14 protein-coding genes and 1 pseudogene are annotated in these 15,167 nt (G+C 65.5%); 6 read left to right on the forward strand and 9 right to left on the reverse strand.

The window, feature by feature from the left end; genetic code table 11:
• Positions 1-40 precede the first annotated feature (40 nt).
• The 6 genes from IRT45_RS32395 to IRT45_RS32420 all read right to left on the reverse strand — a co-directional run bounded on the left by IRT45_RS32395 (position 41) and on the right by IRT45_RS32420 (position 6,739).
• Positions 41-1,738 (reverse strand): hypothetical protein, encoded by a 1,698-nt coding sequence (locus IRT45_RS32395; protein ID WP_194809606.1) that lies wholly within the window; start codon positions 1,736-1,738, stop codon positions 41-43.
• A 54-nt stretch (positions 1,739-1,792) separates the two neighbouring features.
• Positions 1,793-2,962 carry a hypothetical protein gene (locus IRT45_RS32400; RefSeq protein ID WP_194809607.1) on the reverse strand — a complete coding sequence of 390 codons (1,170 nt, stop codon included), beginning with the start codon at positions 2,960-2,962 and terminating at the stop codon, positions 1,793-1,795.
• Between the two features lie 177 nt (positions 2,963-3,139).
• On the reverse strand, positions 3,140-3,835 hold the full coding sequence (locus IRT45_RS32405) for a hypothetical protein (RefSeq protein ID WP_194809608.1): 696 nt from the start codon (positions 3,833-3,835) through the stop codon (positions 3,140-3,142).
• A 343-nt stretch (positions 3,836-4,178) separates the two neighbouring features.
• Positions 4,179-5,360, reverse strand: coding sequence for a M20 family metallopeptidase (locus IRT45_RS32410; protein WP_194809609.1), 1,182 nt, complete (start codon positions 5,358-5,360; stop codon positions 4,179-4,181).
• Between the two features lie 62 nt (positions 5,361-5,422).
• Entirely contained in the window at positions 5,423-6,196 is a 774-nt protein-coding gene (locus IRT45_RS32415; protein ID WP_228535719.1) for a helix-turn-helix domain-containing protein, read from the reverse strand.
• Between the two features lie 24 nt (positions 6,197-6,220).
• Positions 6,221-6,739, reverse strand: a complete 519-nt coding sequence (locus IRT45_RS32420; protein ID WP_309241254.1) for an ASCH domain-containing protein — start codon at positions 6,737-6,739, stop codon at positions 6,221-6,223.
• 246 nt (positions 6,740-6,985) lie between these two features.
• Between IRT45_RS32420 and IRT45_RS37315 the strand changes: the two genes are divergently transcribed.
• From IRT45_RS37315 to IRT45_RS32440, 4 genes are all read left to right on the forward strand, one after another.
• Positions 6,986-8,839 (forward strand): NAD(P)-dependent oxidoreductase, encoded by a 1,854-nt coding sequence (locus IRT45_RS37315; protein WP_228535721.1) that lies wholly within the window; start codon positions 6,986-6,988, stop codon positions 8,837-8,839.
• A gap of 348 nt (positions 8,840-9,187) precedes the next feature.
• The gene (locus IRT45_RS37320) at positions 9,188-9,586 is read left to right on the forward strand and encodes a hypothetical protein (RefSeq protein WP_228535723.1); all 399 of its coding nucleotides are present in this window, start codon (positions 9,188-9,190) and stop codon (positions 9,584-9,586) included.
• On the forward strand, positions 9,526-10,656 hold the full coding sequence (locus tag IRT45_RS32435) for a hypothetical protein (protein ID WP_194809610.1): 1,131 nt from the start codon (positions 9,526-9,528) through the stop codon (positions 10,654-10,656). The genes IRT45_RS37320 and IRT45_RS32435 overlap by 61 nt, the downstream gene beginning before the upstream one ends.
• Before the next feature lie 10 nt (positions 10,657-10,666).
• Positions 10,667-11,029, forward strand: coding sequence for an S-adenosylmethionine decarboxylase family protein (locus tag IRT45_RS32440; RefSeq protein ID WP_194809611.1), 363 nt, complete (start codon positions 10,667-10,669; stop codon positions 11,027-11,029).
• A 241-nt stretch (positions 11,030-11,270) separates the two neighbouring features.
• Here IRT45_RS32440 and IRT45_RS32445 read toward each other — a convergent pair whose 3' ends face one another.
• Positions 11,271-11,858, reverse strand: coding sequence for a TetR/AcrR family transcriptional regulator (locus IRT45_RS32445; RefSeq protein WP_194809612.1), 588 nt, complete (start codon positions 11,856-11,858; stop codon positions 11,271-11,273).
• A gap of 69 nt (positions 11,859-11,927) precedes the next feature.
• Here IRT45_RS32445 and IRT45_RS32450 point away from each other — a divergent pair, with 69 nt between their 5' ends.
• Together IRT45_RS32450 and IRT45_RS32455 are read left to right on the forward strand one after the other, a co-directional pair.
• Positions 11,928-12,821: an NADP-dependent oxidoreductase gene (locus IRT45_RS32450; RefSeq protein WP_194809613.1), complete on the forward strand. Its 894-nt coding sequence runs from the start codon at positions 11,928-11,930 to the stop codon at positions 12,819-12,821.
• A 311-nt stretch (positions 12,822-13,132) separates the two neighbouring features.
• A pseudogene (locus tag IRT45_RS32455) lies at positions 13,133-13,585 on the forward strand (IS701 family transposase); the annotation flags it as partial.
• Here the strand turns inward: IRT45_RS32455 and IRT45_RS32460 are convergent.
• Positions 13,584-14,216: a GNAT family N-acetyltransferase gene (locus IRT45_RS32460; RefSeq protein WP_194809614.1), complete on the reverse strand. Its 633-nt coding sequence runs from the start codon at positions 14,214-14,216 to the stop codon at positions 13,584-13,586. The pseudogene IRT45_RS32455 and the gene IRT45_RS32460 sit on opposite strands and share 2 nt — an antisense overlap.
• A gap of 231 nt (positions 14,217-14,447) precedes the next feature.
• Positions 14,448-15,062 (reverse strand): ABC transporter substrate-binding protein, encoded by a 615-nt coding sequence (locus IRT45_RS32465; RefSeq protein ID WP_194809615.1) that lies wholly within the window; start codon positions 15,060-15,062, stop codon positions 14,448-14,450.
• Positions 15,063-15,167: the final 105 nt, after the last annotated feature.

Below are 15,167 nucleotides of genomic sequence, written 5' to 3' on the forward strand. Positions count from 1 at the left end.
CATCCTCTCAAGCCTGCCTCTCGGCAAGCCATCTCGGTTGTCACCTCTCCGTGCAGCAGCCCCCAACGACCTCACGCGGGAGCCAGTGCGGATCGGACAGGTAGCCCGCTTTCAGGCGGTTGCCGCCTTGGAGAATCAGCTCGGCTGCCCACGGGGCAAAGGTCACAGCCCCGGCAATCAGTGCGCGATACAACAACGACTGCGCCGCGTCGTGGTCGTTAGCGGCCAGGAGCCGCAGCATCGACTCGATGGCGTCCGATGACGTCTGCGCACACTTCTCGAGCGCGGCCGCCGCGCCGTTGTACAACGCGTCACCGACGTCGTCGTACCCTGGCTCCATTCGAAGCCTCAGACTGAAGTGCCGGTCGTGAAGAAGATCCTGCTCCAGGCCGTCAAAGTGGGTGGCCTCCATGATTGCCAGCAGGTGCGGCACGAACGCCTCGACGAACGCTTGTGGTTCTGCTTTGCATGCTGCCTCGATCATTTGAGTGGCGCCGTACTCATGAATGCCGAGGAGCGTTACTTTGTCGTCGCTACCGAGCGCCAGAGCAGACGGACTCTCCACGAAGCAGGCCTTGAGCATCTCGATTGCCCAGAGTGGCTGGTATTCCGCCAGCTTGTGTACCGACAGCCAGTGGTTGTGATCGGCTGGGTCGATCTGGCCGGCACGGATCGCGTCTAGCAACAGCTCGAATAGCCGCCGGTGGAGGTGCAGGTCGGCGCGCTGCGTCACCCAACGGAGCCACATCACATAGTCGGGTGACTGCTTCCGCGCCATCAAGAGGTCAACCACCTCGGCGCCATGTTCGGCGCCGGCGTTGGCAATCCAGTTGACGCTCCTATCGCGTAGCGCGACGTCGTCGCTGTCGAGCCACCTTTCGATGTGACCCTGGGCGTAGAACGGGCCGAACCACGTAGGGCGTGCGAGCTGCAACAAAAGCCGTTTCGTGAGCGTGGATTCCCTGTGGACGAGGCGCAGCACAAGTTCGACATCCTCAAGTGTCGGAGCACTGACGTTCGCGAAGACGGCAACCACCGTCTCCTTAATGTGGAAGCGAACATCTGCGCTACTTAGGACCGCCTCAACCTCCGTCCGGAACCGATCGGGATCTCGCTCACGGAGAAGCTCGAGGATCTGCCGCACCTGCGCGCGTCGGAACAGTTCTTGCTCTTGGGCGCAAAGGAATTCGACCATCGACTGGTGTCGTGACAGCCACTGACGGGCGAATGTGAAGTCGAAGAACGTCTCATGAAAGAAGGAGACCCGGTCGTCTTCGATCGCGATGACCTGTTCGGAGGCGAGGACCCGCGCGTGTTTGATGAAGTCGCCAGGACCGAGGATCTCGACGGGGACGGACAACGTCTGGTTGTCGCTCGCGGTGTAAGCGATCCGAGCGAGCACGTCGTTGAACAACGTTCCAGGCCGTCGCTCCTCGGAGGTCTGTTCTTTGCGCCGCCAGAAGGCTTCGAACAACGATCCTCGGGAGGTGAAGTTCAGGGCACCTGGCTGGTCCGCGATCGTCTCCAGCAGGACGAGGTTAAGCGGTGACCGGAGGAGTGCACGTTGCGTAGCAGTGAGCAAGCCGGGATCGAGACCCATGGCTGAGACAGCGCCCGCCGCGGCTTCGTCAGGTAGCAGCTCAACAGTCAGGCGCTCGACATCGTTCCGCGCATCGAGTTTGCGGATGCGGTGGTCGTTCTCGACGTCGAATAGTCGGCAGGCCAAGATGACACGCACCCCGTCAACCGCCGTTGCTTCTTGAATGAGATCGGCAATGACGTCGTAGCGCTCCTAGAGACGCCCTGACACTAGCGACACGGCGTCGAGCTGGTCGATGACCAGGAAGGCGTCGCGGCCGTCTGCCGCCTGTCGCAACGCCGCAACCGGCGAGGTCGAGAAGCCCAGCTGAATACCCAGTTCGACGGTCGAACCGAAGGCACCACGACGGTCGAGCCGGAACGCCAATACCTCGGCGTCCTGCGCCTCGAACTCGCGCGCAGCCTGGTAAAGCACAGTACTCTTTCCACCACCGCCAGCCCCGACGACAAGTGCAAGCCGGGTCGTAGTCATGAGGTCGACGAGAGTTACAGCTTCCTGCCTCTCGATCGATGGCGAGAGCAGCTCGCGCTCGATCGTGCCGCGCCAGCTCTGGGTCGCTGCCACCACCTGCTCATGGGACGTTCGCGTGGCCCGGAAGCCGCGCCTTGTGATGCCGTCGCGAGCAAGAGCGTCAAGCAGCTCCCGTTGCGTCATCCGCGTGCGCAGGTTGTCGAGCAAAACCGCACCTATGGCCACCGCCATGAGGTCACCGGTCGCGCCCTCCAAGCTCACTTCAGCGAGCATGGCATTGGTCATGACCAGCTGCTCTTCGACCTCAATCTCAATCCACATACCGCGCAGCGTCTGCCAGGCCCCCTCAGAGCTTCCGAAGACATTCGCCGCGGTCAGCTCATCAAAGGTAGGTCTCAACTCGCGCGTGAGCTGACGCGCAACGAACTGCTGTGCGTTCGCCGATTGCCGTGACAAGTCAGCCATGACCCGAAGTGCACCGCTCGGAGTCATCGAACTGAAGTGGAACTTACGCCCAGCGGCAACGTGGCGAGCAGCTGCCGCCAAGACTCCGCGACCTCTCAGGGCTGCGATCGTCCAGTGATCGGTGATGTTGTTCTGACGCTTCACCTGGGTCACCGCGATGTCGCCGTGCTCGTTGACGTAAGTGAACTCCGAGCCGTCAGCCAGCTCAGGGTCGATCTCTTCGAGCGTGAGACTGCGGCGCTCGTCCTGGATGCAAAACAGAGCGTGACGGATGGCCCAGGCCAACTCGTACTTGTTGCCTAGCTTGTCCGCGACACCACCACTGGCGCCGGCCATTCGGGGCGGCGCCAGATGCTGTGGCGTGGCACTTTCCGTGCTGCTCGACTGTTCGGATTTCTCGATCTCCCCATCATGACAGTTGCTCATGACATTCAGCTGTCAGCCCCAATCATTCGCCAGGACAGGCGTTCCCGCGCCGACACCGTGGTTGAGGTCCAGCTTCACCAGGCGGTCCGTAACCAGCTCCACATCGGCTCGCCCGAACCTGTCGAGTGGTCGCGCGGCTGAAGCACGCTGCAGGGTAGCCGCGGACTGCACCGACAACTAGTCAGACCTGTCGTCAGCACGTCTTGCCCGCCCGCTGGTGGTTTGCCCAAAGAAGAAGCCCAGTATCAAAAGGAAGGCGTTACCGAGAAGGTCGGGCGGCGGAGTGTGGATGAACATACCGACAATAAGTGCCAGCGCCATCGCTGCCAGCAGTACCGCGCCGATCAAGACGGCCGCAGGTTCACGCTCGAGGAGCGAAGTTCGCATCTTCCATTTACGTTCGCTGAGTTCGTGTCTACGCAGTTCCTTCGCATCTTCATCGTCATGTGCTTGGAGTTCGCGGGCGAGATCCTGCTGCTTCTGCGCGAACTCCGCGACCAGAGCTCCGAGTTCCTGTCGAACCTTCGGATCGTCAACTTTAGCTTCGACAGCTCGATTCAGCTCGTCTACTTGCTTCTGACTGACCTGCTCACCGATCTGCTCAAGCGCGATATGCCGCAGATCGCGCAGGTACATCACGATGGCTACGCGATCCTCCGACTCCGCCAGAGAAAGCGCTTCCCCCTTCATGACTTCGAAGCTCGCGATCATCTTGTCGATCCGGTGTATTGACGCTTTCAGCTCAGGTATCGACTGGGTTCGCAGGTGTTCCTCAGCGATCTCCTGCGTGAGCGTGATCTGACGGATCCGCACCCTAACGTCCCGGTCTCTGCGACGGCTGCCGAACTTGGCGTCGTCGATGTCTGGAGCCACAGTGCGTATCCCCCATGGTTTCAATGCAAGCCGGCCTCGTTCCCGGACCTACGGTACCGACTGCAGACCAGCGTTCGTCAGCCATCCGTCGGTTCAAAGGACGTCCTGGCGGTGCAACAGCTGATCGTGAGGATCAGTCCCTAGCAGTCGCCCCCGCCACACCACAGAACGTCCGCTCATCGACATGAGCGGTCATCCAGCTCGATTGCTGACCGTGTGCTGGTTCATGGCAACTGGCCGCAGGTGGGGAGGCGCAACTAGCCGTCCCTGGGGAACTTTTGGTGGCCACTGACAAGCGTGGACGAAGGGGACGGTGTCGATGCGTACGGCGCCTGTTCCGGCATCAGTGTGCCTTCGGATCTTCGCGTATTAGGAGGTTTCGGACGGCGGTGTGGTAGGCGGCGTGGACGAGCGGGATGGTGTCGATACGTATGCGTTCGTCGGTGCTGTGTTCGCCTATCTTGTCGACGCCGAAGCCTGCGGTGACCGGGATGCCGAGACCGGCGAGGTAGTTGCCGATGTTGCTGGGTCCGGCGATTTTCGCGGCTGTGTCGATGCCGAGGTCAGCGGTGGCGGTGAACAGGGCAGTGGCTGGCGCGGAGTGCGGGTGGGCGAAGGGCGGCCAGTGCTGGATGTGCTGGATCAGCGTGGGTTTGGTGTCGGGCCAGCGGCGATCGGTGTCGTCGACGATGCGGCAGATCAATGTCTCGGCGGCGGCGTCGTCGAAGTCGGGGGTGGTGCGAATGTCGATGTTGATGCTGCACAGGTCTGGGGTGACGGAGTAACCCTGTCCGCCGGTGATCTCGGTGACGGTCAGCTTGCCCGGCGGGAACCCGCGGCTGCTGCCGAAGGGCAGTTCGACAGCGGAGAGGCGGGTGATGATCTCGGCAGCTTTGCTGATGGCGTTGGGTGTGGATGTGCGGCCGCCGGCGTGGCTGGCGATGCCGTGGATGTGCAGCCGTACGCGGTGTACTCCGCGGCCGCCGACGACGATGTGATGCAGTCCGGGGTAGCCGATCATCACTCCGCCGACGTCGGTGGCCGAGTCGAAATAGGTTGTGGCTCCCGCGAATCCGCCGGTGTGTTCGTCGAGGTCGAGTAGGAGGGTGAGGCTGCCGGTGATGTTTTCGCGGTCGCGGTGCAGGCGGGCGGCGAGGTGGCAGAAGATCGAAACTGCCGTTTTGCTGTCGGCCGAGCCGCGTCCCCAGAGCCATCCGTCGCGGATGACCGGGTCGGTGGGCGGATGGGTCCAGGCGTGCTCGTCACCGAAGACGGCGGTGTCGAGACAGGCATCGAGGACCCAGCGTTTCCCCGGCCGGTGGCCGTGGATTTCGCTGGCGATCCCGACGGGCGCGCCGAGCGGGTCACGCAGGATGCGTACGGGCAGACCGTGGCCGGTGAGCCAGGCGGCGGTGTGGTCGAGGATGGGTTGGCCGGGGTCGACGCCGCCGCGGCTGGGTATGGCGATCAGCTCACGGGCGAGTGCCAGCACGGAGTCCTGGTCGTCGTGGGCGGCGGCGAGCATGTCGTGGGCGGTGATGGGGTGCCTCCTGCTGCCGGTTGGTGCTGCTGCGGGGTCCGGGCGGGTCATGTGAGGTCGGCCAGGGCTTGGGTGGTTTCCAGCTTATGGCCGCACAGGTAGAGCTGGCGGGCGTGTTCGATGTAGCGGGCGCCGGCTGCCGCGCCGAGCACGACGGCGCAATCGAAGGACTCCGCAGAGGTCAGCGAGGGGATCGGCGCGACGGCCGCGTGTTCGGAAGCGACAAGGAATCGCTCGGGATAGTCGGGGTTGTCGATCATGCTGATGTGCAAGGTCTTCACACCGAGGCTGCGGTCTGCGGGGTCACGCAGCTCGATCAGGCGCTGAAGGTGTTCGGTGAGGGCGCGGTGGCGCGGTCGGCCGAACAGGATGCGGTAGTGCACCAGCGCCGGTCGGCTGTTGAGGGCCTTCTCGATCGTCTGGAGGTAGGCGGTGTCGCGGGAGCGGGAGCCGGTGACGACGAGGTAGTCACGGGCTCCGTCGACGACTTCGAGCATGGCTTCGTGCAGGTCGGTGTAGGTGAGGACGAGCCGCGGATCGGGGCGTTCGCGGGTGTGGCGGTCCTGGTGGGCGAACAGCTGTTCGGTGGGCAGGCGGTAGTAGGTGGCGAGCAGATCGCGGTATTTGTCGCTGGTGTGGTGGACGCCGGTTTCCCATTTCGACAACATGCCGGGGTGGACACCGGAGGATCCGTCGATCGAGAGCTGATCGAGGTCGGCGCAGACCTGTTCCAGCGTCGCATGTTTGGCGAGTCGGGCGCGCCGCAGCGGAGACACATCGGTGCCGTGGGCGGGTGGTGAGGATCTTTGTCGTCTGCTCATTCCCCGCCTCCCGTGTCCCGGTTTTCAGGGTACGGCGGATGGCTCGGGTTGGAGGTGGCGTTCGCGCACGATCGGTGCGGCGGTCAGTTCGTCGCAGAGTTTCGCCAGGCGCGGGTGGCGGTCGATGAGCGTTTGTCCTTGTGGCGGATGCCATTTGCCGAGTGCTTCGCTGATTTCAGTGGCGGTGAACCCGGGGTATTCGCGCACGCGCCGGATCGGCAAAGCCACCCCGTGGCCGGCGGGGGCGAGGTAGTCGCGCACGGAGGCTCCGTTGCCGGGGCGGGCGCGTTCGGCGAGCTCGGCGATCTCGTCCGGGCTGCCGGTGATCGGCGCGTCGAGGTCGATGACCGCGATCAGTGTGCTGGTGGGCGCGGTGAGGTACACGTACCAGGCCGATGCGCCGGTGGTGGGGTAGCGCTTGCGGTACTCGTAGATCTTGTCTCCGGCCATGATCAGGTCGTAGTACTCGGCGTGCAGTGACATTAGGACCCGGGGCACCGGTGCGCCGAAATCGGTGGCGGTGTCGTCGAACAGGTCGGGCACTGCGTCTCCCCTCAGCCGGTTGCCGCCTGCTGCGGGATCGGGCGGCGTGTAGGGCTGGGCAGTCTAGCCCCGGCGCCGGCGCGCACGGGGCGGAGCCGGCCACGGGATTTCATGGTGATCAAGAGAAATTGCGTTCTGCCGTGAAAGTTTGCGCCGCGCCGGTGATCTGGTCTTTCACCCACTGCCGGGCGGATTCTCGATGTAGTCCGTTGTGGGTGGATAGGCGCAAAGGCGGAGGTCGACGTGATGGCGAGCAATGCGATCGGATTTCCCTGCGAGTCGGCGCCGGGGGAGCGGCGCACCCTTCTGACACCTAAGGTCGCTGCGGCGCTGACCGGCGCAGGGTTCGATGTGCTCGCCGAGCCGGGAATCGGGGCGGGCGTCTACCTCAGCGATGACGAATTAGCCTCTGCGGGAGCACATTTCACAGACGCGGCGACGGTGTGGTCGGCGCCGCTGGTGCTGCGCTACAAGTCGCCGGATCCAGCCGACGTGGCGCGGTTGCGGCCGGGCCAGTCGATCGGGGCGCTGTTTCACGCCGAGGGCGACCCGCGCTTGCTGACAACACTGACTTCGTCTGGAGTGACAGCGTATTCGTACGAGTTCCTGCTCGAGGACGGTAGGTTTCCGCTCGCGGTGGCCGGTGGCCAGATTGCGGGAGCGCAGGCGGTGCTGCACGGCGCGCTGGCTCTGCAATCACATCAGGGTGGCCGCGGCGTGCTGGTAGCCGCCGTCGACGGCGCCGAACCCGCGCGGGTGGTGGTGATCGGCAGCGGAAATGTCGCCTCCGCCGCGGCGCGCACCGCGGCGGCACTGGGTGCACGGGTGATTGTGCTGGCCCACACCGAAGCGTCCGCGGCCGCGTTCGCCCACCGCGCTCCGGCCGGTGTGATGGTGGCCGTCAACACTGCGGAACAGCGGAAAGCGTCTCTGGCGGGCGCTGATCTGGTGATCGGCGCCATCCTCGTCTCCACCTACGACACCCCGCCGATGATCACCGCCGACGACTTGGCGGTGATGCCGCCCGGCGCGGTGATCGTGGACGCCACCTGCGGATACGGCTCCGGCTATCTGCCAACCGCCGGACCGATCCAACAACCCGGGGACCATCCGCACGTCACTGCCGGAATCGGGCATGTCCGGTTGGATGCGCTGCCCGCGCTGGTGCCGGTGACCACCACCGCCGCCTACACCGCACGCATCGCCGACTACCTGGTTCGGCTGGCGCGGGTGGCTCTGCACGGCGCTACCGATGCAGCGATCGACACCGCGCGCATCGCCACCGGCGGCCGGCTGACCCATCCCGTGTGCCAGCAGCACGCCGACTTCTACACCCGCGGCGCCGACACGGCCAGCGCGGTGGTGGCCGCTTACGACCAGCGGAGCGCCTACAGTCGCGCCGAGACAACCGGTGCCCCACGGCCCCGGCTGCTCGCCCCGCTGCTGAGCGAGACACGGCATGTCGCGGAAATCCCGTGCGCCAGCGGCTATTTCCTCGATGAGTACGCCCACGCGGGGGTAGCGGTGACCCTGGTCGACGCCAACGCGGCGATGCTCGCCACCGCGATCGACCGTGCTTGCGCCGCCGGCGTCGACACCGCCTTCCTCACCGGACTGCACGGCTTCCTCCACGCGGTCCGATTGAACGATGTCGATCTCGTTGTGGTGCCAGGCGGCGCGATCAATCAGCTCAGCTGTCAGTCCTCGCTCGCAGCTGTGGCGGCGGATCTGCATGCCGCGATAGGCCGTCCCGGCGTGAGGATCCTGGCGCAGATCGTGCGACCGGATCAGGCGACGAGCTTCTTCGCCCCCGCGCAACCGGACGGGGTCTGGGTGACAGATCGCCACTTCGCCCTTGCGGCCGCCGGCGCGGTGGCCCGGCGCCGGCGCCAGTTCCGCGTCGGCCCCCGGGTGCGGCTGGAGTTCGCCTACCTCGACACCACTGGGCACACGTTGCACACGTCCACTGTCGAGCTCGAATTGCCCACTCGCGCCCGGCTTCTCACCGCCTTCACCGATGCCGGATTCACTGGAGTGCGAGTGGAATCGGGTGCGGGCGGGTTCAGCGAGCTGTGCGCGGTCACCGGGAGCCGGTCGTGACTGCGTACTCGGGCGAGCGCACTGCGGCGCAGGAGTACGACGATCGCCACTACCGCGAGTGTTTCCGGTTCGGTGAGGGCACCGAGGACATCCTGTCGATGCTGGGGGCGATTCCTGCGGTGGATCGGTGGGTCGATGTAGGCAGCGGGTCACAGACGCTGCTGTGGGCACTGGCGCTGATTCCCGGCAGCATCATCGCCGCAGACGCCGACCCACGCCGACTCGAGCTGCTGGCCCGCACCGCCCGGCAGGCCGTGCCGGGGCCGGTTCACGCGACCGCCGTGCAGCTGTGCAAGCGCGGTCGCGGCGACTACGCCGACCGGTGCAGGCGGTTGACCCGCTGCCTGCGTGGACTGCCTGACCGGAGCGCCCCCAGCACACCCGCACCTGCCGGTGGCAGGCTTCGACCTGACCACCCAATTCGGGCTGCTCGGTTTATCGTCCAGCGCAGCACATTTCACCTCTGCGTTCGCCGGGATCCATCAGCTCGCCCGACCTGGCGGCTGGGTCGCCGGTGCGAACTGGGTCTCCGCCCGCGCGCGCAACCGCGTCCACCTCTCGGCGCCGCTGTATCGCAGCGCCGCGCACCGCGCCGGTATCACGCTGACGGTCCTTGACCGCGTCACCAGCGCCGACCCCGACTTTCCCGCTGTGTGGATCTATGCAGGAACCAAAAGGAGCACAAAATGGCCCCCATCGCCCGCGCCGAAGCGCTCAATTTCGCCCCGGTCGGCATCGCACATCTGACCGGCTCCAACACCGACCTCATCCGCGCGGCCGCCAGCGGCGCGACCCGGCTGCGGATCACCACCGTCGCCCAGCTCAACGGCCACCCGCACGTCGGCACCGTCATGACCGTGATGTGCGTGTTCGCACTGGCGAGGCGGTTCAGCCACGACGTGTCACTGCCCGCCACGGTTGTCTTCGACGCACTCGACAACGCTCCGGGAGAACACGTCGAAATCGGCGGCGAACACTACGTGCGGACCGTCGCCGATCTGATCGAAGGCGGCGAACTGGATCCCGCCGACCGGATATCGGGCTTCACCAGACTGCTCGCCTGGGCGGCAAACCGCAGCGGTATCCGATACGAATTCCGCCCCTACACCGTCTACCAGCAACTGTCCCCGGTCCGAGAATGCCTGCACCACATCGCATCCGACCTCGACCGGTTCGCTCCGATCGTCGCCCCCGCCGACGGGATCGTTCGAATCCGGCCCCGCTGCCCGCAGTGCCGACTGATGGACAAAGACGCCCGCCACCTCACCATCACCGCGGACGGCGGCGCCGTTCATCTGGACTCACGCTGTCCGGTGCACGGCCGCTACCGAGAAACCATCGACATCGCCGGGACCGGCGGCTGGTACGACGCCAACACGCCGGTCCGCTCGATACAGAAGGGGTATCTGCTGGCCGCCGAACGCGACCAGTACCAGGCATGTTCGATCTCGGTCGACGGATCCGACTGGGGCGGGGCCTGGCACGCGCACGTCCTGGCCCCCGCGCTGTCCACCCTCGGTGTGCCGGCCGCACAGTGGCCGGTCAGCATCTTCACCCCGCTGATCCTCGACCGTAGCGGCGGAAAACTGTCGAAAACCCTCTACGTCCGCTACGGCAAGGACTACGCCGACCTACCCGAGGCCTTCATGAACCTCGATATCCTGCTCGAACGCCACGGTGACCCCGCCCTCGACGCGCTGTGGGCCGAGGCCGCCCTGTGGGCGCAGCACCCGCGCCGACTCCACCGCGCCTACACCGTCGACTACCTCGCCGGCCTGCTCCCCGCCGACCAGACACCCAGCCAGCGCATCGCGTGAGGCGGCACCGATGTTCCAAGCCCTCTACGACCTCACCGGCTGCACCACCGAACCCACCGCCCAAGCCTTGCTCGACGCCATGCACCAGACAGTGAACCTGCTCGGATGCACGGTGCACGCCATCGTCCCGGTCACGTTCGTCCCACACGGAACCACCGCGGTCATCGTGCTCGGCGAATCGCATCTGATCGTGTCGACCTGGCCCGAGCACCACACAGCCCACGTCGACCTGTTCACCTGCCGCGCCGACTGCGACCCCGACGACGCGATCACTCCAATCCTCGCCGCGTTCGGCACACCGAACGTGCACGCGCAGCGAGTATCGCGTCACGCCGCCGCCACCGCACTGAGCCACGGCACTCAGCTCGCCTGACGGATGGGCCCGGACGGACCGATCCATGTGCGGCGACAGCGGTCTTCAGGAAGGAGGGCTCATGGTCTCGGTTCGATCGGTACTTGGACACATTTCGCAGCTACCAGGCCATGCCTTGGGGACGGCTGTGCTACCAGCAGGTCGCGACCAATCTTGTAGGGTCTCAAAAATCGTGGCGGTCAGCGCAGCTGTGACCTGCCGCTTCCCGGGCTGTCATAGTGCCTGACCAAGAGTGTTCGTCTCAAATCGGTGGTATTTCCTCGGTGACCTTCCAAGCGGCCTCGATCATCCGGAAGATCTCGTCCACCGCGGCGTCCGGGTCGTCCGCCTCGCGGGCCAGTGAAAAGGCATCGATCACGAACTTCGCGATTGTCCGGCAAGCCGTGCTGGTCTGTGACAGGTCGGGATCGTCAGCGATAACCGTTGCCAGCGACTCCGCATGGCGCTGCCGCATCGACTCTTCGTATCTCCGCAGGGTCGGTGTCTCGTCGATCATGCGCCAGATAGGTTCGGCTCCCTCCGCCGTGCAGTGGCGCACCATGGCGTGAATCTCGCGGCGCAGTGCAGGGATGAGCGGCTCGTGCGGAGTCCGGCCGGTGACCGCCTGTGTGAGCCGTTGCTCGAAGTCTTCGTCCTGCTCGAATACCAGGGCCTCTTTCGAGGCGAAGTGGGAGAAGAGCGTAGTGACGGCCACGTCGGCCGCCGCGGCCACGTCACGGATACCCACCGCGTCGTATCCGCGTTCCCGGAAGAGCCGCAGGGCGGTGTCGGCGATGTTCTGGCGGGTGGCGGCCTTCTTGCGCGCACGGCGTCCGGGAGGCAAGGTCATCCTTTAACACTAACAGATACAAAACAATATCCTTTTCAAAAAGCTAACCGTTAGTGTTACCTTGACTGCATGAGGAAAGTGAGCTTCGCCGAGTTCGGCGGTCCGGACGTGCTGCAACTCGTGGACGCCGAGGAACCACACGCGGGCCCCGGTCGGATACGTATCGCCGTGCGAGCGGCGGGCGTGAATCCGGTCGACTGGCGGGTCCGTGAGGGCCAGATTCTGGGGGCCCATCCGATCGAGTTGCCCGCCGGAGTCGGGATCGACGCCGCCGGGGTGGTGGACGAGATCGGCGAGGGCGTCGACGGGGTCGAGGTCGGCGACAACGTGTTCGGCGAAGGATCGAGCACCTATGCCGAGTTCGCCGTGCTGTCGGCCTGGGCCCGCATGCCCGAGGGGTTGACGTTCGAAGAGTCGGCAGGATACCCCTCGGTGGCGGAGACCGCGCTGCGCATCCTCCGCGAGGTCGGCGTGCAGCCGGGGCAGACACTCCTGGTGAGCGGCGCGTCAGGGGGCGTCGGATCGGCGGTGTTGCAGATCGCTCGCGACCGCGGCATCACCGTGATCGGCACGGCCGGGGCCGCGAACCAGGACTATCTGCGTAGCCTCGGTGCCGTCGCCACGACCTATGGCCAGGGTTGGGTCGAGCGGGTGAGGCGGCTCGGCCCTGTGGACGCCGCTCTCGATCTGGCCGGCGCAGGCGTGATCGGCGAACTCGTCGAGCTGACCGGGGATCCGGAAAAGGTGGTCTCCATCGCCGATCTCGGTGCGCCGGACCTCGGTGTCCGATTCTCCGGCGTGGCCGGGAGCGTACAGGATGCGCTCGCCGAGGCCGCCGACCTCATCGTGCGAGGAAAACTGCACATCCCGGTCGAGAAGTCCTACACACTCGCCGAGGCCGCCGATGCGCACATCGACAGCCAAACCGGACACACCCGCGGACGCCGAGTCATCCTCATCTGAGCAGTTGCCGGATCCTCTTTCCGCAGAACATAACTGGAAGATCAGCCCACCAAGTGGTCAAACGGCGGAAGCGGAATCTCAAAATCATGGCGGATCCGCCACACCACCGCCAATCATTTTGAGATTCCGCCACGAGTTCCGAGACCCTACACAGGTGTAGGGTCTCAAATTTCATCGCATTTGAAAGCCTTCGCGACCCGCGGGTCTTTGCGTGTTATCTCAGTTAGTACTGCAACTGCACTCGCGTGGTTCGTTGCTGGTAGACCTGTCGGGTGGTGTTGGATCGTGCTGTGGCCGAACTGGATTCGTTGATGACCCGGATCGGGCAGCGGTTCACTCGGTGTGAGCCGCGGGGCCGGGCGGGTGAGTATGTGTCGGGGCTGGTCGCGGGCCTGGAGCGGAAGAACGGGTGGACGCTGGCCGAACGTGCTGGTGAGGGCAGCCCGGACGGGATGCAGCGGCTGCTGCGTGCTGCGGACTGGGACGTGGACGGGGTCCGTGACGATGTGCGTGATTATGTGGTCGAACACCTCGGTGATCCCGATGCGGTGCTGGCCGGTGACGAGACCGGTTTCCTGAAGAAGGGCACCAAATCCGCTGGCGTGCAACGGCAGTACTCCGGCACGGCCGGGCGCACGGAGAACTGCCAGATCGGGGTGTTCCTGGCGTACGCGTCCAAGCACGGGCATGCCCTGATCGACCGTGAACTCTATGTCCCGCAGTCGTGGACATCGGATCGGCAGCGGTGCCGTGGTGCCGACATTAATGGCGGTGAGTGTCGGTAGCGCTCCTTGCACGGGTGGGCGGTGGGTGCGCGAGGGCAGTGGTCGCCGGATGGGTGCCGCTGGTGTTATGTGCGGTTAGGGGGATTTCGAGGTGTACGGTTTGGTATCCGGCGTGTGGTCCGCGTGCGTCGTGGATGATGTGGCCGAAGGTGAGCCAGAAGTCGAGAGCGCCTGGGGTGCGGGCGTCGGTATGCAGATACAGTCGCGTGAATGCCGGTGTCGCGCGGACGTATTCGATTGCCGCTGTGACCAGGAGCGTGGCCAGGCCACGTCGGTGATATTCGGGGCGGACGTAGACGCGGAACAGTTGTGCGGTGTTGTGGTCGAGGTAGTGTTCGGCCAACCATGCCGGGTGTGGGGGATGGCGCGGGCCTTGGGCGCGGACGGCGGTGGTGGCAATGATGTGGCCGTCGTGCTCGATGACCCAGAGCCGGTTGAGCCGATGGCGCAGGTACACCGTTTCGGGGTCGATCACGTCGTGGTGGTGCTCGGGCAGGTATCGGCTGCCGAAGACTTCGTAGAAGGTGTCGAGCATGACGCTTCGGGCGCCGGGAAGGTCTTCGGGGCAGGCCGTTCGCAGCCGATAGTTGCTGGTCGTGGGGGCGCTCATGGCTGCGCCTGGAGTTCACGGTCGAGCACTTCGAGGCCCTCGACAGCGACGGGCCCGGGGCCGGTGTAGCCGAACGGCACGGCGATGATTCGGTTGGCTCGTATCGCCCGTAGTCTGGACAGTTCCGGGCGGGCGAGTAGGGCTTGGCGCGCGGACTCGGGGGTTTGGGTGCCTTGGGTGAGCAGGATGATGACGTCGGGGTCGCGTTGGATAAGGGTTTCGGTGTTGGCGTCAACTGCGTTTGGCGACGTCGCCGAACACGTTGGCCAGGCCGAGGGTGCGCATCTGTGTGGCTACGGTGCTCGTGCTGCCGTAGGCGCTGATCTTGGCGCCGTCGCGGGAGAGGATCAGTGCGGCCGCGGGCCGCGCGGCCGGGTCCGCGCGGTGGCGGTCGGCGATGGCTGCCACCCGCTGTTTGAGCGCGGTGATCTCGGTGTTCGCGGCTGCGGAGGTGCCGAAGAGGCGGCCGTAGAGTTCGATGTCGGCGAAGATGTCGTCGTATGTTCCTGAGGCGTCGCGGCAGTAGCCGCGGGTTACCAGCAGCGGAATGTTGACTCGGGCCAGGTCGTCGGGTGTGACGGCGGCGCCTTCGAAGCTCACGACCAGGTCCGGTGTTCGGTTGATGATTTCTTCGCGGGCGAGTTCGCCTGTGGGAGCGGTGATTTCGATGTTCTTCAGTGAGTCGGCGTATTGGCCGGGGAATGGTGCGGTTTCGAAGGTGCGGGTGATGATGCGGTCGGCGGCGCCGGCGGCGGCGATGAGTGGGGCGGCGACGGAACCGACGGTGACGACGCGGCGCGGCGGTGTGGTGAAGGTGACGTCGCGGCCGCAGCTCGAGATGGTCATCGGGAACCCTAGGGTCGCTTCGGTGGTGGCGGGAGCAGGGTTTGCGCAGCTGGTGAGTAGGGCCGCTGCGAGCAGAACGACCGGTAGCGGTGTGAGCCGGCGGGC

Origin of the sequence: Nocardia sp. BSTN01 (assembly GCF_015354405.1) — a bacterium.
In the GTDB taxonomy this organism is placed as follows: Bacteria; Actinomycetota; Actinomycetes; order Mycobacteriales; family Mycobacteriaceae; genus Nocardia.

Bases quoted from the DNA above. Each gene is read 5' to 3' on its own strand.
- IRT45_RS32440 (WP_194809611.1), top strand. From the start codon at position 10,667: ATGTTCCAAGCCCTCTACGACCTCACCGGCTGCACCACCGAACCCACC.
- IRT45_RS32445 (WP_194809612.1), bottom strand. From the start codon at position 11,858: ATGACCTTGCCTCCCGGACGCCGTGCGCGCAAGAAGGCCGCCACCCGC.
- IRT45_RS32435 (WP_194809610.1), top strand. From the start codon at position 9,526: ATGGCCCCCATCGCCCGCGCCGAAGCGCTCAATTTCGCCCCGGTCGGC.
- IRT45_RS32410 (WP_194809609.1), bottom strand. From the start codon at position 5,360: ATGCTCGCCGCCGCCCACGACGACCAGGACTCCGTGCTGGCACTCGCC.
- IRT45_RS37315 (WP_228535721.1), top strand. From the start codon at position 6,986: ATGGCGAGCAATGCGATCGGATTTCCCTGCGAGTCGGCGCCGGGGGAG.
- IRT45_RS32415 (WP_228535719.1), bottom strand. From the start codon at position 6,196: ATGAGCAGACGACAAAGATCCTCACCACCCGCCCACGGCACCGATGTG.
- IRT45_RS32450 (WP_194809613.1), top strand. From the start codon at position 11,928: ATGAGGAAAGTGAGCTTCGCCGAGTTCGGCGGTCCGGACGTGCTGCAA.
- IRT45_RS32460 (WP_194809614.1), bottom strand. From the start codon at position 14,216: ATGAGCGCCCCCACGACCAGCAACTATCGGCTGCGAACGGCCTGCCCC.
- IRT45_RS32400 (WP_194809607.1), bottom strand. From the start codon at position 2,962: ATGAGCAACTGTCATGATGGGGAGATCGAGAAATCCGAACAGTCGAGC.
- IRT45_RS32465 (WP_194809615.1), bottom strand. From the start codon at position 15,062: ATGACCATCTCGAGCTGCGGCCGCGACGTCACCTTCACCACACCGCCG.